This window comes from Microbispora amethystogenes, from assembly GCF_016863015.1.
In the GTDB taxonomy this organism is placed as follows: Bacteria; Actinomycetota; Actinomycetes; order Streptosporangiales; family Streptosporangiaceae; genus Microbispora; species Microbispora amethystogenes.
Genome location: NZ_BOOB01000009.1, coordinates 22,390 through 42,161 on the forward strand (window position 1 = coordinate 22,390; position 19,772 = coordinate 42,161).

Consider the following 19,772-nt stretch of genomic DNA (forward strand, 5'->3'; position numbering starts at 1 on the left):
ATTGCTGGGCAAGCGACGTGAGTGGGTAGTCACAGTCACGAAGTCACCGACGCGATTCTCGAAACGCTCAAGCGCGCCGGCTCCGGGCTCAAGGAGGCCGGGGTGCGTTTCGCCCTGGCCGGGGGCTGCGCCGGGTACGCGAGGGGCGCCGCGCCATCGTTGCACGACGTCGACTTCGCTCTGCTGGAGGAAGACGTCCCGCTCGCGCTGAAGACCCTGGAGAGCCTGGGTTTCCGGACCGCGAGACCACCGGAGGACTGGCTGGTCAAGGCGTTCGACGAGGAGGGTGTGCTCGTCGATCTGATCTTCTCGCTCGCCGAACGGCCCGTCACCGAGGCCATGCTGGCCCGGGCCGAGCCGATCAACGTCGCCGCGCTGAGCCTTCCCGTCCTCGAAGCCACCGACCTGGTGATCTCCTGGATCATGCCGCTGTCCGAGCACGCCTGCGACTACGGCTCGCTGCTGCCGATGGTCCGGGCGATGCGCGAACAGGTGGACTGGGACAGGGTCGCGTCGGTCGTGGCCCCGTCGCCGTACGCCTCGACGTTCGTCACGCTGCTGGAGAAACTGCGCATCGTCGCACCTACGAATCCGACATCCGACACCACCTGGCCATGAAGTCGGCCGTACCGATCTGACGTGCGGGTCCGCCCGGCCAGGCGGAGGGGCCGGGCGCACACGTGGTGAGGGGCCACGCCGTAGCGGCGCGGCCCCTCATTCCGTGACGCGGTCACTCGGTCATGCCGTCACAGGGTCTCGCTGTGGGGGAAGCGCCCGTAGTAGTCGGCCAGGCGGTCCCGGTACTCGGGCTGCATCACCGCCGCCTCGTCGTACTCCGGTGCGTTCTTGATCTCCTGCTTGGTCCTGCTGACGAAGACCTTGCGATCCTCGCGGTCGATGCTCTTCACCACGCTCGCGGGGAGCATGACCTTCTTGCCGAAGATCCAGGGGCCCGTGTCGACGACGATGTAGCTTTGGCCGGCCTCGTAGGTGGCCTCGTCCACGGACCCGATCTTGCCGTCCACGGCCTGGACGTCGTACCCGACGATGTCCATCTGCCCTCCGGTGCCGTAAACGGTGTCGGGATACGACCAGAGATCCGGTGTCATGGGTGAGTCTCCCTTCGTCGTCACTCACCTATCCCGGAGTGCGGAATGGGAATACCCCGACGACGTAAGAGCAGGACAGGGCCCCGCCGCGCCGTGGCACGGGACGCCTCCGGATGCCGCTACTCTTGTGGTGCGGGCGCCGCTAGCTCAGTTGGTTAGAGCAGCTGACTCTTAATCAGCGGGTCCGGGGTTCGAGTCCCTGGCGGCGCACCACCACCGCGGTTCACCAGCACGGTTCACCACCGCGGTCGACGTGATCGGATCAGCGCGTCCCAGCTCCGGCCGGGGCGCGCTGATCCGTTTCGCGCCCGCTCTCCCGTACGGCCCGACGACCTCGCGCGTCAGGGCGCGGTGGAGACGTCGAGGAGGGCGGTGAGCTCCAGCGCGGTGAAGGAGCCCAGGTCCGCCGCGGAGCCGTCGAGCTTGCGCGCCCACAGCGCGTCCATGACCGCCTGGCCACCGCTGAGGTCGATGGTCCCGTTGATCTCCATGATCATCGTCTCGCCTGCCGCGTCCCGCTCGACGGGCAGCCAGAAGGTCACCGTGTCGCCGGTCCGCAGCCAGGCGCCCTCCGCCGGCCGCAGGCCGGGCCGCCTCGCCAGGTCGGAGAAGGCGAGCCGACCGTCCCGCTCGGCCCGCCAGACGCCCGCGCCGAGCCACCCCGCCGCGACGCTCCGCCACTCCGGGTCGTCGCCGTGCTGTTCGAGTTTCCGGTACGCCTGGACGCGCAGGTCGACGGGAAGCTCCTGGCCCGCCCACGGCCGGTCGTCGACGAGGCCGGTCCGTTCCGCCGTCGCCTGCGGCGCGGTGGCGGTCACCACGGCTGCCCCCACGGCAGTCGTGGTGGCGGTGGGAAGCGGACCGGCCGGTCCGGAGCCGATCTCCTTCGGCGGGCCGGCCCCGAGACCTCCCGTGGCGAGCAGGCCGGGGACGAGGGCCGAGACCAGGTAGGGCGCGAAGCGCTGCCGGGACGCGCGGACCGGCGTCCAGACGCGCAGCCAGAGCGGGGCGATCAGGGGCCAGGCGACGAGGAGGGCGGTGACCTCGGTGAGCTGGGTCCGGGCCGACGACAACTGCTCGGGCAGCGATCCGATCACCGTCCGCGCCGACTCGCCGAAGGAGAACCCGGTGAGGTTCAGGGCGACCAGCTCGAAGACCACGATCGCGGCGATGCGTACCACGACCGCCAAGGGCCAGAGAGCGGCCAGGGCCGCCGTGCCGCCGGGCCACAGGCGCGCGGCCCACAGGCGGAGCCGTAGCGGAGGATGGCTCAGCAGCGCGAGGGCACGCCGGACGGCGTGCGCCCGCGGGCGGGCGGGGCCGAGGGCGCGGGCCAGCGCGGCGGGCCCGGCGGCGCTCATCGCGTAACGGTCCGCGCTGAGCTCGGCGGCCCAGAGCCCCGCCACGGGCAGGATCAGGGTGATCGGGAGCGCGGCGACGACCTTCAGGACGGCCGTGAGCAGCGACGACCCTCCGACGCCGCCCGCGACGAGGTACACCGCCGACACCGGCGTGAGCACGGCGAGGGCCACGCCCCACATCCTGACGACCCAGGCGAACGGACCGGCGAGACCGACGATCAGGTGGTCTCCCTGGCGCAGGTGGGCGACCTCGTGGAGCAGCACGGCCCGGGCCGCCTCCCGGTCCCGGCTCCACAGGCTCACCAGCGGGGGGTAGACCGCGACGCGGGCCTCCCGCCAGCCGACCGGATAGATCCGGGCCAGGCGGTCGTGCCGTTCGCCGAGGCGGACATCGGCGGCGGGGGCGTGGCTCCGGACGAAGGCCGTCATCGCCTCGATCACCGGGTCGTCGCTGGGCCGCAGCCGGTGCCGGCGTTCGGCCCATCGCCCGCGCGCCCCGGGAAACAGCACTCCGGCGATCCCGGTCAGCAGGAGGAGCGTGGGGAGGAACTCCAGGGCTCCGGTCGCGGTGAGGAGTGCCATCGCCCCGCGCTGGACGTTGGTCAGCAGGGAACCGACGAGCACCGTCATGCCGTCGGCGTCCTGCCGGAGGCCGTCCAGCGCCCCGGGCACGCCCGGGGCGAGGACCCCGAGGAAGTAGAACCAGAGCCACGGCGGCAGCAGCCAGTCGGAGGCGCCGCCGCCACTTCGGGCGAGCGCCCGCGTGGTCGCGGGCCCGGCCGGAGGCCCCGCGGGAGGGCTGCCGGAAAGCGCCCGGAGGAACGCCTCGATCTCGGCGGGCTCGCGGTCCTGCTGGAAGACCAGCTTGAGGGTGTCGTAGGTGAGCGACTCCGCGCGGTCCCCGGCGACACCCTGCGCCAGCAGCCGGTTCCGGAGCCCGGCGATGGCCTGGTCGAGCACGGGAGCAGGGTCGGATGCGGAAGTGGGGCCGGGTGTGGAAGCGGGGCCGGGCTGGGGAGCTCGCGGAGGGACGCCGAAGCCGGCGGCCGGCCGCCCCGAGCGGAGAGCCAGGAGCATGAGCAGGTTGACCAGCGGATGAGAGGCCAGCAGGCCGAGCAGGTCGCCGGAGACGACGCGGAGCGCGTCGAGGATGATCGGCAGTTCCCCGGCGCCGCCGCCGCCGAAGCCCCCGGGTTCGGCGGCGGAAGCGCGCAGGAGGTCGCGGCGCCGTCGGCCACCGGCCACATAGGCCTCGCCCACACGTCCTGCCGAGGCGGCCTCGGCGGGAACGAGATGTTCGGCGAGGCGTTTGGACCAGAATGCGACCGTGTCCACGGGTCCTCCACGGGATCGAGGCGACGCGGACAGATCGTGACATTGTTTCTTGGGAACGATCCAGCCTTTTCGCGGAATTTGCGCTATAAATCGAAAAACTCTGATCCCGTGGTGAATCCAGGGAGCGTAAATGGCCGCATCGACGCCAGAACCTCCACACGGCCCCCGGCGGGTGGGGTCATGGCCTCCCAATACCTTTCTCGGTTCTCTCGACCCGGGCACGCGAGACGAGATGCTCTCGGCCGGGGATCCGCTCCAGGTGGCCAGCGGAGAGACGATCGTCATGGAGGGGGACAGGAGGACCAGGCACGTCTTCCTCATCATCCAGGGCTACGTGAAAGTCGTCAGCAACAGCGCGGACGGCAAGGTGGCCCTCCTCGCGATCCGCGCGGGGGGAGACCTCGTCGGGGAACTCGCCGCGCTCGACGGCAGCCCCCGGGTGGCGTCCGTGGTGACGGTCGGCGCCTGTTTCGTGCGCAGGATCGGGCAGCGCGACTTCCTCGATTTCCTCGCCCGGCATCCCGGCGCGGCACTCGCGGTCAACGCCACCGTGGCGGGAAAACTGCGCCACGCCACCTGGCAGCGCATCGAGTTCGGGACCTCCCCCGTGCCCGTCCGCGCGGTGCGGATGCTGCTCTACCTCGCCACCCGGTACGGCGAGGCGACGCGCGAGGGCGTGCTGATCGGATCCCTGACGCAGCAGGAGTTGGCCGCCATGATCGGCTCCCGGGAGAACAGCGTGCACAAGATCCTGCGGGAGCTCAAGGCCCGCAAGGTGATCGAGACGCGGTACGGGAGGATCCTGATCAGGGACAGGCAGGCTCTGTGCGACGCGGCGGGAATCAGCGAAATCCCGTCTGAATACGGAGTCTGGCCGCCGCCGGGACCGCACAGTGAGGAGGACTGACGAGGGCGGCTGTTTGGGCGGCTGTGGGGGCGGAGGACGAATGGACGGGTCGGACCCGGTGCGGCGGTTGTGCGCGGTGGTGGAGGCCGAAGGCCCGGTGGACCATCCGTACTCCCCGGTCGCCGACGTCGTCGAGAGCGCGAGCGCCGCGGCCGGGGTCGACCAGATCACTCTTCAGGTCCTGTCGTCAGGTCTGCTCCTCGTGCTGAGCTCGGGGGTCAACGAGGCGCGCGTGGTCTCCGACCTGAGCCGGGAGCTGCGCAACGCGCTGTGGCGGCGGAACCGGCGGCTGACCGGCGCGCACCGCCTGCGCTGCCGGATCTCCTTCCACCAGGGGCTGGTCCGGCTGACCGACGAGGGGTTCGACGGACAGGCCGTGCGGGTCGCCCGCGACCTGTGCGGCAGCGACGACCTGCGTACGGCCCTGCTGGAAAGCGCCGAGCACGATCTGGCGTTGATCCTCAGCGCCCGGCTCCTCGACGAACTGGCCTATCCGGAGTCCACCGGCCTGCACCGGGAGCAGTTCCGCAGGGTCACCGCGACCACACAGGGCAGGCACGTCCCGGCGTACGTCTACGCGTACGGCGAGGCGACGTGAGCGGGGACGTGGGCGGGGACGTGGGCGGGGACGTGGGCGGGGGCGGAGCGGTGCTCGCCGGCGAGCCCGCCACGGTCCTGCTCGCCGAGCCCGTGTACCGGACGGACGGGCGGCTCGCCGAGTGGCGAGAGGTGCAGCCGCGACCGCGGGACTCCTTCCTGCGCCGGCTGTTCGCCCATGGTGAGCTGTGGCTGCGTCCCGGCGGCGCGGCCGAGGTGCGCCTGGCGTCGGAGGAGCCGCTGACCGGCTCCTGGCGGGCGGACGGGCCCTTCCCGCTGGTGTCGGCCTCGTGGCCGGACGGGACGGGGACCCTGGACGGATACCTCTCGGAGGACGCCGGCGGCTGGTGGTTCGACGCCGTCTACACGGGCCCCGGCCGGGTGGGAAGTGCCGTCGTCGCCCGCGTGAGACAGCGCTTCACGCCCCGGGGCCACCGCCGCGTGCCGGGGCCCGGCGCCGTGGCGGCTCCCGACGTCGCGTCCGGTCCGGTTTCCGGTGTCGCGTCCGCTCGGGCTATCGGTGTCGCGTCCGCTCCGGCCCGCGAGCTCCGCCCCGGCGCGGCGGAGCCGGTCACGCTCCCGCGGCCTGCCTCGGTGGAGGACCTCCGTACGCTGCTCGACGCCGCGTCGCTCCGGGGCCGGTGGCGGGTCGTCGCGGGCCCGGCGTACGGCACGACCGTGACCGTCTCCTCCGCGAGCGCGTTCGCGGAGCACGGGGGAGGGTTCCTCCGGCTGGCGCGCGGCCCGGAGGTCGCCGTCGGCCTGGCCCCGGCCGCTCCGGGCGCCGGGTGGGAGGTCGTGGTCCTCGCGAGAGAGGACGCGCCCCCATTGACACTCTTCGGGGCGGGAGACGGGGCGGCGCTGCGCCGTCTCGGCATCGAGTTGCTGGCCGCCGGGAGGTTCGGTCAGGCCGCGCCGATCCTCGACCGCGCGGCCGAGCTCCACGCGGGCGGCGAGGCGTCCACGAGCACCGGCCGCGTGATCGACCTGCTCGGGCTGTGCGACGCGCGGATCCGCTGCGCGTTCGCCGGATCCCGCTTCGCCGTCCTGCCCGAGGCGCTGGTCGCCGCGGCGGACGTGCGGCGTCAGGTCACGCTCGGGCCCGGTGCCTTCACGCCCTGGCTCGACACGCTCCGTTTCCTCCGCGAGACGGTCGAACCGCTGCGTGAGTCGTCGCGCCGGATCGCGGATCTGGCGGGCGCGGGCCCGTCGCCCTCCGGCCTCGCCGCCGCGGCGGCCGAGTGCGCGGTGGCGGCCGAGACCGTGTACGGCGTGCTGCGCTCGACGGGATCGCCGTCGGACGACCCGGAGACGATCGAGTCGTCGGCGGAGCGCGTGGACCGCGCCCTGGCCGCCGGTCAGGACGCGCTGCGGGAGACGGCGGACAGGCTGGCCGCCCAGGGGGCGCCCGAGCCCGGGTCGGCGGGCGAACTGGTGCTGCTGTCCGCACGCGGCGGCGCCGACGTGCTCGCCCTCATGCGTGACCGACTCGCCCGGTCCGCCCCCGCGGCCGCGGCGCGGTTCATCCGGGACCAGGCCCGCGAGGCGGCCGGCCTCACCGCCGGCTACGTCGAGATATGGCGTGCCCTGCTCGACTCCCACTGGGACAAGATCATCTCAACCGACCAGGCCCTGCCGTTCTACGAGCGGATGGTGACGCTGCTGCTCGATCTCGACGCCTCCGAGGACGCCCTGGTGGCCTCCGAGATGGCCCGGGCCCGCGCCTTCGCCGACACGCTGCGCGCGAACCGGGCCACACCGGGCGACCCGGCACGGGGGCTGGGCGGCGCCCCGCCGGTGAGCCGGGAGGGGCTGCGGAGCAGCCTCGCTGGCCACGACGCCGTCGTCGTCGAGTATTTCCTCGCGGGCGACCTGCTCACCGTCTGGGTCTGGCCGCGCGGCGGCCCGCTCACGCGGGTCACCCGCCGGGTCGACCGGGCCGGGCTGAAGGAGACGGTGAAGGAGTTCGGCCGGCTCGCGCGGATGTCGCGGCACGACGCGGCGTCGCGTGCGGCGATGGCCGCCGCGCTGCGCCGGCTCGGCGAGGTGCTGTGGGACGTCGTCCCGGCCGGCCTGTTGCCCGCCGATCCGGACGAACCGGTCACGGTCGTTCCGCACCTCGAGTTGTTCCACGTGCCGTTCGCCGCGCTCCGCGACGCGTCCGGGACGTACCTCGTCCAGCGCCACGCGATCCGGGTGCTGCCCGCGCTGGCCATGATCCCCGATCTGACCGCGCCGCGCCCGGGACGGCCCGCGAACGCCCCTCCCGAACTGGTGGCGCTGGTCAATCCGCGCCCGCTTCCCGAGGGGGCACAACTCGACTGGACGCAGGAACGCTTCGGCGAGATCACCGGCGTGTACGGAGAAGCCGTCCGGCTGTACACGGGGGAGAAGGCCACCGCCGCGACCCTGCGCGAGGTCGCGGGCACCGGGACGGTCCTGTACTTCGGCACCCACGGACGCGCGGTCACCGAGGGGGACAGTGACCCGATGATGTCGTACCTCGTGGTCGCGCCCTCCGCCGGTCACGACGGGTACCTGCGCGCCCTGGAGGTGCCCGGGCTCGGCCTCGCGGCCGACCTGGTGATCCTCGCGGCCTGTGAGACCGGTGGCGGAACGACGACCGCGGACGGCGTCATCGGACTGAGCCGCGCGTTCCTCACCTCCGGGCCCACGGGGCTGATCACGACCCTCTATCCGGTCGGCGAGCAGGCCGGCCTTTACCTGATGACCGACTTCCACGAGTCCTGGCTGCTCGACGGGCTGGAGCCGGTGAGCGCTCTCCGGCACGCGCAGGCCCGGGCCGCCTCGGCTCAGCCGGTCACCGCGCAGGAGCCGCACCTGTGGGCGGCGTTCACGTTCTTCGGCTTGGGCTCCGTCACGCGCGCCGCGGGCGAGGCTTCCACGGCGCAGGCAAGAGAGGCGACACCGAGATGACCGACCAGACAGCCGCCCTTCCCGGTTCGTACGGGCAGGCCGGCGACGCTCCGTCCGACGCGCTGTCCGAGGCGCCTGCCGACGCTCCGGACGGCTTCCCCTCCGATGAACTGCTCGCCCGCTCCGACCTGTACGGGGCGGAGCACCTGCTCGGCCACGGGACGCAGCGCCCGCGCGAGTCCGGGGTGGACATCGCCCGGCCCTTCGTCTACCGGGTGCCGGACGAGTGGCTCTCCCCGGTGCTGCGCGACCGCGCCGAGACCATGGGCGTACGGCACTGCGAGGCGTTGTTCGCGTTCGACCTGGAGGAGCTGCCTCCCGACCGCCATTACACGGGAGTGCGGTTCGAGGTGCGCCTCGTCGACGACGACGCGGTCGCGTTGCGTCTCGCGGTGAGCGAGACGGTGCCGGAGGATGTCGTGGGCCCATGGCCGGGCACCGGGGCGCCGGCCGTGTCGACGGCCGCGCCGCCGGGCACGTCGACGGGCGTGGAAGGGCGGTACCGGCGGCTGCTCAACCGGCTGCGCGACGTGCCGGGCGACCCGGCGCCGCGCGTCTTCGGCGAGCGGCGCCCGTCCTTCGGGTTCACCCTCTCGGCCGAGCCCGGGCGTCCACTGACCCGCCGGTCGTACGGCCTGCGCGTGCTGCTCGAACTGCCCGGCGACGTTCCGGACCTCGCGGGCAGCCTCGTCGTCGGCACCACGATCAGCCGGGTCCGCCGTACGCGCTCGGATCTCCTGGACGCCGCGCTGGCGACGGCCGAGACCTTCGGCGAGCCGCTTCCCGCGCCGGAGAGGCCGCAGGCGGGGGCGAATGCGGGGACGAATGAGGGGGCGCGGCAGAGGACCGGCGGGGCCGCCACCTCCGTCGCCACCACCTCTGCCGCCACTGTGCGGCTGTGCGTGGCGACGGACATCGAGAAGTACAGCAGGTTCACCGACGACGAGGCCGCTCTGCGGGCGCAGGAGCGGCTGGTGACCGTGCTGGCGGCGGCCCGGCGCCGGGCGGGCATCGACGAGTCGCGCGTCGACCTGCAGGAGCAGGGCGACGGTCAGTTCGCGATGCTGCCGCCGGACATCGAGGAGAGGCGGGTCATCCCCGACCTCGTGCGGGCGCTGCGACTGGAGTTGCACGACGTGAACGCCGAGCTGAACAGGGAGGCGATGCTCCGGCTCCGGGTCGCCATGTGCCGGGGCACCGTCCGGCGCGGCGCGAACGGCTACGTCGGCCGCACGGTCATCGCGGTCCACCGCGTGCTCGACGCGCCGTCCGTACGCGCCGCGCTCGCGAACGAGGAGACGGCGACGATGGTCGTCGCCGTCTCGGACTCCGTCTTCATGGAGGTCGTCGCCCAGGGGAGCGGCGACCTGGACCCCGACGACTTCCAGCAGGTCAGTGCGAAACTCCCGGAGAAGGGCTTCGAGGAGACCGCGTGGATCCTGGTGCCGCCTCCCGTTCGCAGGGCCAGGGACTCCTGACGCGCTCCCGGCCCGGCCAAACGTTGCTTGCAGAGGCACCGATCGAGGAGGCGGAACGGTGTCCCGCCGCAGGGTCGGGGCCGGGCAGTCGCCACAGCGCAGCACCGGAATGAGACGGCGCACGGACTGCCGTTCACCTGGACGACCTCAGATGAACGAAATTCTGGTCGACCTGCGCGAATCCGAAGACCTGCTTATGAAATTTGGTTGCTTATTAACGGCCGGTTTTAGACGGGGCGCATTTAACTTGCCTTTCAATCTGATGCCCATTTCGGACGATCCTGCCGAGCAGTTGCCCGAGATGTCGGCGTGGTCCAACGGGCGCCGGAATCCGCAGGTGAGAGCACTGTAAGAAGTTCGTAAGATCGCGAGTGTTGACATCATGAAGCCCGTCAATTATCGCACTGCGCGCTGCGGGCCATTCTCACGTTGACAGACGGCGATTTATGCGGCGCTCGACGGGTTCTTCGATGAAATGTGATCACCGAGGGCAATTGGAGTATGACTGATTGTGGAATCCGATTTACTGTCATGATTTCATGGGGATTCGTTCATCTGTCGTACATCGCATGGCGCTCCCGTTCCGGTTGTATGCGCGCTTAGGAGGAAGCGTCCACCGGGCGCCCCCCCGCGAACGACAACGGAGGAACGATGTCTGGCACCGCTTTCCGGAAGACCGGCGCGGCCGCGATGGCCGCCGCGGCCGTGATGGCCGTGAGCGTCACCCTGCCCGCGCCCGCCCAGGCCTATGTCGGCAAGCACAACCTGAAGAACTACGCGACCGGTCGCTGCCTCGACAGCAACTGGGACGGCGCCGTGTACACGCTTCCGTGCGCCCCCAACGGCACCAACGCGCACCAGATGTGGGAGCCGCTGCTCCAGTATCGCGACGGCGTCAATCCCGACATCGTCGTCCTCAGGAACGACGCGACGGGGCGCTGCCTCGCCCGTATCAACAGCACGGGTGAGCTCCGGACGATCGTGGAGTGCGACGACAACGACAGCTACGCCACCGTGGAGTGGTACGCGCAGGGTTCGAGCTGGAAGAGGGTCATCTTCTCTCACTGGTACGGCAACACCAGCTACGCGGTCGACAGCAACTTCACCGGCGGCGCCTACGCGCAGGCGTGGAACGGCGGCCTCCGCCAGCAGTGGAACTTCAAGTCGTAACCGCCTCACCGAGGTTTTCATGATCTCCGCGGGCCGATGGGCACGCGGGGGTCGCGGTGTTGATCAAACAGCTGACGAACAGGTGGAGGGGCCGTGCGCGCATCCCGGAGCAGAACGTTCACCCGATTAAGAAGAGGCAGGGTCCTGACGGCTCTGCTGGTCACCCTGTCACTGCTGCTCCAGGTGGGCTTGCAGCCCGCCGCGAAGGCCGCGACCACGGTCACGCTCGACTTCGAGCTCCCCGAGGAGTACGCGCGGACCGAGATCGGCGAGTGGATCGCCGAGATGAACGGCCGCAACGACCTGCTGAGTGACACCATCCGAGAGGAGATGCAGGCGATCCCGGGCGGCATACCCGGAGGGCTGGACGACTGGGTCGACTTCGACGGCACCCTCGCCCTGCGGGGCGCCACTTTGACGGTCACGGTGGAGAGCGACGAGGTCCTCACCAATCTCGACTGGTGGCAGACCCTCCTGATCGACATCGCGGCAACCGCGATCTACCTGGTCATCCGGGTCATCTGCACGGCGGCCCTCCTGCCCGAGTCAGGTCCGCTGGCGCCGCTCGCCAACGCGGGATGCTCGGCGCTGGCGTCGTTCTTCGGCACGTTCTCCAGGGGCGCGATCAAGAACGCGGTCGAGGAGAACCCCGATCCGAACAGGTGGAGCAACCTCCTCATCGACTCCTTCGTCGACGCCGCCAAGGGGGCCATGTGGGACGGCGTCCTCGGGCCGGTCACCAACCAGTTCGGGGCGAAGATGTTCTCGTGGGTAGCCCGGAAGCTGGTGGAGGTCGGAGGGAAGATCAAGGCCTGGTGGTGGGCGGGCAACCTCGGCCTCACCATGGAATCCGTTGCGGGCAACGTGACGTCCCACACCCCCCAGTACCTGGAGGAGATCGAGCTCGCCGCCAGGCGGAGCGGCAGCCGGGCGCTGAGGGTGATGCCGCTCGGTGACTCCATCACCCACGGCGTCGGCGGGAATCCCGGCGGCGTCGGCTACCGAGCCCGCCTGTGGGACCTGTTGCAGGACGACACGGACTCGCTCGACTTCGTCGGCTCCGTCGACTCCGGTCAGGGCCACATACCCGACACCGACCACGAGGGGCATCCCCGCTGGTGGGTCAGCCAGATCGACGCCTTGGCCGCCGAGTGTGCCATCGCCCGCTATCGGCCCAACGTGGTCATCCTGCACATCGGGACCAACGACCTGGCGAACGGCCAGGATCATCTGACGACGCTCGCCCGCTACAGCAAGCTGATCAACGACCTCCACGACGTCGCGCCGCTCACCACGATCATTGTCTCCAGCCTCGTGCCGTCGACGACCGCAGCGACCAACTCGCGGATCGCGCTGTTCAACGCCTACCTCGCGACCGCCGTCAACACCTGGCTCGCCGAGGGCAAGCGCGTCCGGCTGGTCAGCAACGGCGAACTCGGGGTGACCACGGCCGACCTGGCCGACACGCTGCATCCCAACAACAACGGCTACCGCAAGATGGCCGACGCCTACCACAACGAGATCAAGGCCGCGCTGGCCGCAGGCCAGATCATGCCCGCGCTCCCCGGTGACAACCGGCCGTGCACCCCGGCACCCGGCAATCCGACGCCGCCGCCTCCCCCGGGCCCCGGCCCGGCCGGGTGGGACTACGTCGGCAAGATCGCCTCGGTCCCGGGTGCCACCCGGGCGCAGGTGCGCTTCGCGGACCTGAACGGCGACGGCCGTGACGACTACCTCCTGGTCGGCGACCAGGGCCAGGTCAAGGCCTGGCTGAACAATCGTGCGGGTCAGGGCGGCGGCTGGAACTACGCCGGCGAGGTCGCCTCCGGCGCTGCGTCACGTGACCGGGTCAGATTCGCCGACATCAACGGCGACGGCCGCGACGACTACCTGTCGGTCGGCGACGGCGGCGAGGTCACGGCCTGGCTCAACGTCGGCACCGGCGACGCGGTGAGCTGGGCGGCCAAGGGCGTGGTCGCCACCGGTGTCGGCGCGACCCGCGACCAGGTGCGGTTCGCCGACGTCGACGTCGACGGCCGCGACGACTACCTCGTCGTCGACGGCCAGGGCAAGGTGCGCGCCTGGCTGAACGGCTACACCGCCGCCGGTGGGGCGTGGACGTCACGCGGCGAGATCGCCTCGGGCGTCGGCGCCAGCGGTGACCAGGTGCGGTTCCACGACCTCGACGGTGACGGCGACGACGACTATTCGGTGTTCGACAGCTCGGGTTACGTCCGGGCCTGGCTGAACAATGTCGGCGGCAACCGGCCGTGGATCTACCAGGGCACCGTCGTCGGCGGCGCCGGGGTCGGCCCGGCCGGGCTGCTCATGGCCGACATCGACGGGAACGGCCGCGACGACTTCCTGACCGTCAACGACGCCGGTGAGGTCGCCGCCTGGCTGAACGACCGCTGGGGCCGCCCCGACCCGTGGGACTACCAGGGCCAGATCGCCTCCACCGACGCGCCCCGCCAGGAGGTCCGGTTCGCCGACCTGAACGGCGACGGCCGCGACGACTACCTGCTGGTCAAGGACAACGGCAGGGTGCAGGCCTGGCTCAACGTCCGCGAGGCCGACCGGGTCGGCTGGAACTACCTCGGTGACGTCGCGTCCGGCAGCGGACCACGTGACCAGATCCGGTTCGCCGACCTGAACGGCGACGGCCGCGACGACTACCTCGTCGTCGGCGACCAGGGCCAGGTCAACGCCTGGTTCAACACCGGCACCGGCGACGGCGTCGCCTGGACCAGCAAGGGCCAGATCGCCTCGGGTTCGGCTCCCCGCGACCAGATCCGGTTCGCGGACGTCGACGGCGACAACCGCGACGACTATCTCGTGGTCGACAGCCTGGGCAAGGTCCGGCTGTGGCGTAACACCGGCACCGCGACGGCCGTCTCCTGGCAGAGTCAGGGGGAGATCGCCTCCGGTGTCGGCGCGGCCGGCGCCACGGTGACCTTCGCCGACGTCAACGGCGACCGCAAGGACGACTACCTGGTCGTCGGCGACTACGGTCAGCTCCGCGCCTGGATCAACAACCGGGGCGGCTCCGGCTCGGCCTGGATCGCGGCCGGTGAGATCGCCTCAGGCGTCGGCGTGGCCCGGGCCAACGTCGGCCTGGCCGAGATCAACGGCGACCGCCGGGCCGACTACCTCGCCCACGACAGCCTGGGCGGCGTCAAGGCGTGGTTCAACAACGGCGCCGGGGGGACCGGGTCGACCGGCGGCACGACCCCGCCCATGCAGGACGACCCCCAGCCGCCCCCTCCGGACGGTCTGCCGCTCTGCGTGGCCAACCGATGCCGGTGACCTGACCAGCGAACGGCTCCGCCGGAACCCTTCCGGCGGAGCCGTTATGCCCACCGTCCCAGCTCCGCCGCCGGCATTTGGCGAGCCAACCGCTCCACAGCCTTATCCGCAAGCTTGCGGTTCTCTGAACGCGACCGGGATTCACCCCCGCGATCACCAGCTCCGTACAGGTATGACCCGAGGGCCTGTCGCGAGAGCGGTTGAGAACCAAGACACCCAGATGATCGGGCCGCAGCCAGGTCGACACGCTCTCAGATGACGGCGGTGACGGCCTCGCACGCGATCAGCGCGAAGAGCCTGCCCCAGGCGTTCCAGTCGGCCGTTCCCCGGCTCTGACCAGGATGACCGCGCCCATGATGCTCTTGGTCACGACGATCTGCAGGGTCGCGCACAGGTCAGAGGCTCCCTAGTGGTACGTCTTGCGTCCGGCCCGGTAGGTGAGGCCCCACTGGTAGGCCGCGTCCATGCCCCGGTGCCCCCGGCTGAAGTAGCGCATCTCGCGGCGGATGCCGAGCTCCTCGCCCACCCTGTGCAGCATGAAGACCGCGCACACCCGGGCCCGCGGGTTGGCGTCGTCCAGCGCGACCTCGATGGGCGGGCCGCTGACCGGGAACACGGTGGTGACCGCCCCGGCAGCGGCCCAGTTGGGCACCCCGTCGAAGATGTGCGCGAAGACGAGGATCCGGCGGATCTGATGGACCTGCGCCATGTCGACGATCATGTTCTCGCCGCCGCTGCCGCCCCACCGCTCGTCCCGGTCCAGCATGATCACCGGATCGGCACCGTCCTTCGGCACCCGGAACTTGTCACCGAGCGCCTGGACGCAGCCCCGGCTGCCGTCCGTCAGCTCCCACAGGCAGCACAGGTCCAGGTCGACGGGGAACGTCTCCGACGATCTCCAGTCGAGGTTGATCCGCATCTGGCCGCCCCCGCGCGGGATCGATATCCTCGGCGCTTCCTTGGTGAGGACCACCCTGTAGTCGTCCGGCTCTGTGTAGGCGTCTGGCCCTCTGTAGGCGTCCGGCATCGTCTTCACCTCTCATCTGTGGGTGACGTTCCTCAGGACGGCGTTCTCGCGCCGGTTGCGCAGGGCCGAGGACGCCGTCGCCGTACCGATGAAGGCGAGCCCGACCAGGCCGGTGACGATCTCCGGCACGGAACGGCCGAGGCCGATCAGCATGATCGCGGCCAGCGCCCCGATCGCCCAGTGGGCGCCGTGCTCCAGGTAGACGTACTCGTCCAGCGTGCCCCGGCGGACCAGGAAGATCGTGAGGGAACGGATGTACATCGCGCCGATCCCCAGGCCGAGGGCGATGACCAGGAGGTCGTCGCTGATCGCGAAGGCGCCCACGACCCCGTCGAAGGAGAACGAGGCGTCCAGCACCTCCAGGTAGAGGAAGAGGGACAGGCCGGCCCGGCCCGCGGCGGCGGCCGGGCCCGGCCGCCGCCGCGGGTCCTCCTCCCGCTGTTCCGCCTCGAACAGCTTCCCCAGGCTGTTGACCAGCAGGTACGTGACGATTCCCAGAGCTCCGGCGACGAGCGCCGGCCCGGGTTCCGGGGCGAGGTAGGTGGTGGTCACGACCAGCACGACCAGGGCGACCACGACGGACAGCTGGTCGAGCTTGCCGATCTTCGCGAGTGGCCGCTCCAGCCAGGCCAGCCACGCGAACTCGCGCTCCTCGAAGATGAAGTCCAGGAAGATCATGAGAAGGAACACGCCGCCGAACGCCGCGATGAGCGGGTGCGCCTCGTGCAGGCGCCTGCCGTACTCGGCGGCGTCGTTCAGCGCCAGCCCGATCGCCTCGCCCGGGCTCATCCGGGCGGTGATCCCGACGACCAGCAGCGGGAACGCCAGGCGCATCCCGAACACCGCGATCACGATGCCGGCCGTGAGGAACATCCGCTGCCAGAGCGGGCTCATCCGTTCGATCACCCGCGCGTTCACCACCGCGTTGTCGAACGACAGCGAAATCTCCAGGATCGCCAGGACGGCCACCAGCACGAACGCCTTCGGCCCGCCGAGCACGAGCGCGACCAGCAGGCCGAACGCCGTCACGCCGAACGGCCAGCGGAAGATGTGGAGGATCACGAGGCCACGTCCACACCGAAGACGGTCGCGATGGCGCGAAGCCCGCCGCTGTAGCTCTCGCCGATCGCCCGGAAGCGCCACCCCGTGCTGTGCAGGAAGAGCTCACCGAAGACCACGGCGGGGTACGCCGACGCCTCCTCGGTGAGGTCGTAGCGGATCAGCTCGGCGGAGGTCGTCTCGTCGACCACCCGGATGTACGCGTCGCGCACCTGGCCGAAGGTCTGCCCGCGGACCTCGCCCTCGTAGATCGACACGGCGAAGACGATCCGCGCGCAGCGGCCGGGGACCTCCGCGAGGTCGACCCGGATGACCTCGCAGTCTCCGCCGCTCGATCCGGTCCGGTCGTCGCCGGTGTGCTCGACCGAGCCGTCCGGGCTCGTCAGGTTGTGGTAGAAGACGAAGTGCTTGTCGCTCAGCACCCGGCCGACTCCGCTCACCAGCAGCGCCGAGGCGTCGAGGTCGGCGTCCTCGCCCGCGGCCTTCCAGCCGAGACCGACGAGGATCCTGGTCAGGTCGCGGATCGGGGCGTCGGCGCCCTTCGAGAGGTTCACACTCATCTGACGTCCTTCAGGAATCCGCCTGGGTGTAATGACGGCGCTGGTGCCGGTCGAGGATCGCCGGCCCGTACCGCGAGGCGTCCGGGTCGTCGAGCGCGCCGATGAGCGCGTCCATGTAGATGGTCTCCACGTGGTCGAAGCCGCCGTCGATCTGCGCCGTGTACATGTCCCGCTTCTGCTTGAGGGTCGCCAGGTAGTCGCCGAGCTCGGCGCCGTACCTGTCGGACTCCTCCTGACGTGCCTGCGCGATCTCCAGGGCCTGCGCGGCGCGCTGCAGCTTCATCCGCTGCTCCTTCAGATCCCGGTCGTTCGGGTTGCCCGTACGGCGGCCCAGCTCCGTGGCGATCAGCGCCGTGAAGATCATCAGGGCCAGGAACAGGACGACGGTGGCGAACAGCTTCCAGCCCTCGGTCGCCGGAGGGATCGTGATGGTCGTACCCGACAGCGTGATCTCGGTGGTCCCGGCGATCGCCACCAGCCGGAGCGACACGACCGCGCCGATGGCGGCGAGCCAGATCACCGGGATGAGGAACAGGACGACGGGACGGCCGGCGAGGCCACGCCGGCGTCCGCGGCCGTCTTCTCCCTCCTCGTCGTCCTCGGCCCGGCGCCTGCGCCGCCCGCGGTGTTCCTGCCACTCGCGGAAGCTGCGGCCGTACATGTGCGGTCCGAAGACGAAGACGAAGATCGCACCCACCGCCAGCGCGTACGTCATGATCGTCGTGTCGCCCCAGGCGAGGAAGGTCGCGTAGTAGATGGGGACCTCGATGGTGAGCAGCACGAGCAGCAGGAGCGCCGGCACCCCCCACAGGCGGAGCATCTCCCGCCAGCCGCCGCCGAGCGCGATCGAGCTGGGTCTGCCGTCTCCCACCCACTGGGACGGCCCGAGCTCCAGGCGTTCCACCCGCCCGAGCGCCATCTCGTAGGCGGTGCGGTCGCGGACGTACTGCTCCCTGACGGCCTCGGAGCGCTTCACGTGGGCCGCCTGCGCGGACCGTGCGGCCAGCTCCTGCTCCTGGAACTGCGCGTTGAGATCCTCGAGGGCCAGCTGCCGCTCGGCGTCGAGGACGAGGAGGTGCTGCGGTTCGAAGCCCTGCGTCTTGATCGTGACCGTGTCTAGAGCCTTGCTTCCGGCGTCCGCCGCGCCCCTGGACTCCGCCCGGCTCCGCAGCGCGGCCCAGTCGGGCAGCCGGACCCGGGCGGGCCGCCACCAGGTAGGGGGAACGGTCATGTCGTGCACGTCCTGTCGGGTGAGGGTGAGAGATTTCACGGCCATGGAGGCTCCTCCGGGGAGGGATGCGGGGATCGCTAGTGGATGGTCAGGCTCGACGCGTCGACGCCGGCCGTGGCGAAGATCGATTTCCACAGGGACTCGAGCGGGGGGACGCATTCCGGCCGGCGCTCGGACAGCAGGTTGAAGCCGTAGACGTCGATCGCCGAGCCCCCGAGATCGGCGATCAGCTCCTTGTTCTTCAACCCGGTCACGATGCTCGTACGGGCCGACTCGCCGCCGACGTCGCACGCGCTCAGGTCGAGACCCCCCGTGTTGCTCATCAGGTCGCTGAACACGGCGATCCTGCGTCTCCCGCCGGAGTCGGGCGCGGCGGCCAGCCGGTCGGCCATCACGCGGAGCCCGCCCAGGACGTCGGACCCCTTGGCGTCGTCCTGGCCGCAGGTCCGCAGGCGTTCGGCGCGCGCCGCGGCCTCCTGGAGCAGCTTCTGGTGGACTCTCTTGTCGGTGAGTTCGTTCTTCGTGTCGGCGTAGAGCGGTATCGGCGCCTCCTGGCACGGGGAGCCCTCGGAGTTTCCGGTGATCGCGGCGTAGGCCACCCATCCGCAGCCGTCCAGGAACCCGGGCAGGTTCCGGTCGACGATGGACTTCGAGACCTGGTAGCCGCGGAATCCGGTGATGTCCATGACGACGCCGCAGGACGCCGTCTGCCTGTCGTCGGAGGAACAGCCCGCGGCCGGCAGGGTGACGAGGGCGAGGGCCGCGAGTGCCGCGCGGGCGCGCCGGGGACGAGTGTTCATGGTGCTCACCGATCCGGGTGGTGGTGGTCGCCGCTCTCGATCGAGCGGGGGTTCATGTCACGCCGCCACAGGTCGAGCCACTGCTCCCAGGCCTGGTCGGCGGTGTCGCGAACGCCTCTCGGGATCGCGGCCCGGAGCCGGGCCCGCGGGTCCTCGAACCAGTCGTCGCGCAGTTCGAACCGCCGGGGCCGCCACCTCCGGGCGATCTCACCGGCGTTCTCGTGGGTGCTCAGGAGGCCGCCCAGATAGCAGCTGACCAGGGTCTCGGCCGCGTGCAGCGCCTTGCGCGCCTCCTCCTGGTACCGCGACCACGTCTGCAGCCAGTTGTTGTCCGCGGTGGTCAGCAGGGTCACGTGACCCTCGATGTCCGCGTTGTGTTTCCGGATCTTCTGCTCCAGCCGCATCCGGACGGCCTCCTCCGGCGTCAGGAACCTCACCTCGTCCCACGACTCGCCTCGGTGGGGCACGCTGGCGCGTTCCAACGCGAGGATGTCGGGGTTGAGACCGGCGCTGATCGCCTGAACCTCGCTGACCTGCTGGCTCAGGGTCACCAGCGCACCCTGCGCCTGCCGTTCGATCAGCCCCAGGGCCTTCGCCCGCTCGTTCAGAAGCTCCGACTGCCGAAAGTCGAACTGCTTGTAAATGCGCTGAACGGCGGGAGGCTCGAACGCGGGGTCCTCGATGAAGATCTTGTAGTACGCCTTCTTCTCTCCGTCGGCCACGCCGGCTCGCCGGGCCTTCTCACAGGTGATGGCCTCGCCGGTCTCCCCGGCCTGACCCGGGTCCGCTTCATTCGCCATTTGGCCGTGACCCCTCCCTTCACGGTGCCGTCTGGCTCGATCAGGTCTCAGGGTGCGGGAGGCAGGCGTGCGAGACACCCCATAAATCCGGTTTT

At 70.8% G+C, this 19,772-nt stretch carries 16 protein-coding genes and 1 tRNA gene; 9 read left to right on the forward strand and 8 right to left on the reverse strand.

The window, feature by feature from the left end:
• The first annotated feature begins 21 nt into the window (after positions 1 to 21).
• Complete coding sequence (locus tag Mam01_RS05935; RefSeq protein WP_150935386.1) at positions 22 to 618, forward strand: nucleotidyltransferase; 597 nt, start codon at positions 22 to 24, stop codon at positions 616 to 618.
• 128 nt (positions 619 to 746) lie between these two features.
• On the opposite strand, the gene Mam01_RS05940 is transcribed toward Mam01_RS05935, so the two are convergent.
• On the reverse strand, positions 747 to 1,109 hold the full coding sequence (locus Mam01_RS05940) for a PRC-barrel domain-containing protein (protein WP_150935385.1): 363 nt from the start codon (positions 1,107 to 1,109) through the stop codon (positions 747 to 749).
• Positions 1,110 to 1,245: 136 nt separating this feature from the next.
• Between Mam01_RS05940 and Mam01_RS05945 the strand changes: the two genes are divergently transcribed.
• Positions 1,246 to 1,322 (forward strand) — tRNA-Lys (locus tag Mam01_RS05945).
• 128 nt (positions 1,323 to 1,450) lie between these two features.
• On the opposite strand, the gene Mam01_RS05950 is transcribed toward Mam01_RS05945, so the two are convergent.
• Complete coding sequence (locus Mam01_RS05950; RefSeq protein WP_204284411.1) at positions 1,451 to 3,805, reverse strand: M48 family metalloprotease; 2,355 nt, start codon at positions 3,803 to 3,805, stop codon at positions 1,451 to 1,453.
• Between the two features lie 259 nt (positions 3,806 to 4,064).
• Between Mam01_RS05950 and Mam01_RS05955 the strand changes: the two genes are divergently transcribed.
• The 7 genes from Mam01_RS05955 to Mam01_RS05985 all read left to right on the forward strand — a co-directional run bounded on the left by Mam01_RS05955 (position 4,065) and on the right by Mam01_RS05985 (position 14,200).
• Entirely contained in the window at positions 4,065 to 4,712 is a 648-nt protein-coding gene (locus Mam01_RS05955) for a Crp/Fnr family transcriptional regulator (RefSeq protein WP_204284412.1), read from the forward strand.
• A 40-nt stretch (positions 4,713 to 4,752) separates the two neighbouring features.
• On the forward strand, positions 4,753 to 5,310 hold the full coding sequence (locus Mam01_RS05960; protein ID WP_204284413.1) for a hypothetical protein: 558 nt from the start codon (positions 4,753 to 4,755) through the stop codon (positions 5,308 to 5,310).
• Positions 5,307 to 8,246, forward strand: coding sequence for a CHAT domain-containing protein (locus Mam01_RS05965; protein ID WP_204284414.1), 2,940 nt, complete (start codon positions 5,307 to 5,309; stop codon positions 8,244 to 8,246). The genes Mam01_RS05960 and Mam01_RS05965 overlap by 4 nt, the downstream gene beginning before the upstream one ends.
• Positions 8,243 to 9,724 (forward strand): hypothetical protein, encoded by a 1,482-nt coding sequence (locus Mam01_RS05970; RefSeq protein ID WP_204284415.1) that lies wholly within the window; start codon positions 8,243 to 8,245, stop codon positions 9,722 to 9,724. Before Mam01_RS05965 ends, Mam01_RS05970 begins: the two co-directional genes overlap by 4 nt.
• A 151-nt stretch (positions 9,725 to 9,875) precedes the next feature.
• On the forward strand, positions 9,876 to 10,076 hold the full coding sequence (locus Mam01_RS05975) for a hypothetical protein (protein WP_204284416.1): 201 nt from the start codon (positions 9,876 to 9,878) through the stop codon (positions 10,074 to 10,076).
• Between the two features lie 299 nt (positions 10,077 to 10,375).
• Positions 10,376 to 10,894 carry an RICIN domain-containing protein gene (locus Mam01_RS05980; protein WP_204284417.1) on the forward strand — a complete coding sequence of 173 codons (519 nt, stop codon included), beginning with the start codon at positions 10,376 to 10,378 and terminating at the stop codon, positions 10,892 to 10,894.
• 93 nt (positions 10,895 to 10,987) lie between these two features.
• Positions 10,988 to 14,200 (forward strand): FG-GAP-like repeat-containing protein, encoded by a 3,213-nt coding sequence (locus Mam01_RS05985; RefSeq protein ID WP_204284418.1) that lies wholly within the window; start codon positions 10,988 to 10,990, stop codon positions 14,198 to 14,200.
• Between the two features lie 406 nt (positions 14,201 to 14,606).
• Here Mam01_RS05985 and Mam01_RS05990 read toward each other — a convergent pair whose 3' ends face one another.
• Genes Mam01_RS05990 through Mam01_RS06015 form a run of 6 tightly spaced genes read right to left on the reverse strand, consistent with a single transcriptional unit; the run spans position 14,607 to position 19,677 of the window.
• Positions 14,607 to 15,227, reverse strand: a complete 621-nt coding sequence (locus Mam01_RS05990) for a hypothetical protein (RefSeq protein ID WP_204284419.1) — start codon at positions 15,225 to 15,227, stop codon at positions 14,607 to 14,609.
• Positions 15,228 to 15,239: 12 nt separating this feature from the next.
• Positions 15,240 to 16,289, reverse strand: a complete 1,050-nt coding sequence (locus Mam01_RS05995) for a DUF475 domain-containing protein (RefSeq protein WP_204284420.1) — start codon at positions 16,287 to 16,289, stop codon at positions 15,240 to 15,242.
• Positions 16,286 to 16,846, reverse strand: coding sequence for a TerD family protein (locus Mam01_RS06000; protein ID WP_204284421.1), 561 nt, complete (start codon positions 16,844 to 16,846; stop codon positions 16,286 to 16,288). The genes Mam01_RS05995 and Mam01_RS06000 overlap by 4 nt, the downstream gene beginning before the upstream one ends.
• Positions 16,847 to 16,856: 10 nt before the next feature.
• Positions 16,857 to 18,122, reverse strand: a complete 1,266-nt coding sequence (locus Mam01_RS06005; protein WP_204284422.1) for a hypothetical protein — start codon at positions 18,120 to 18,122, stop codon at positions 16,857 to 16,859.
• Positions 18,123 to 18,154: 32 nt separating this feature from the next.
• Positions 18,155 to 18,877, reverse strand: coding sequence for a hypothetical protein (locus tag Mam01_RS06010; RefSeq protein WP_204284423.1), 723 nt, complete (start codon positions 18,875 to 18,877; stop codon positions 18,155 to 18,157).
• Between the two features lie 5 nt (positions 18,878 to 18,882).
• On the reverse strand, positions 18,883 to 19,677 hold the full coding sequence (locus tag Mam01_RS06015; protein WP_204284424.1) for a hypothetical protein: 795 nt from the start codon (positions 19,675 to 19,677) through the stop codon (positions 18,883 to 18,885).
• Between the last annotated feature and the right edge of the window lie 95 nt (positions 19,678 to 19,772).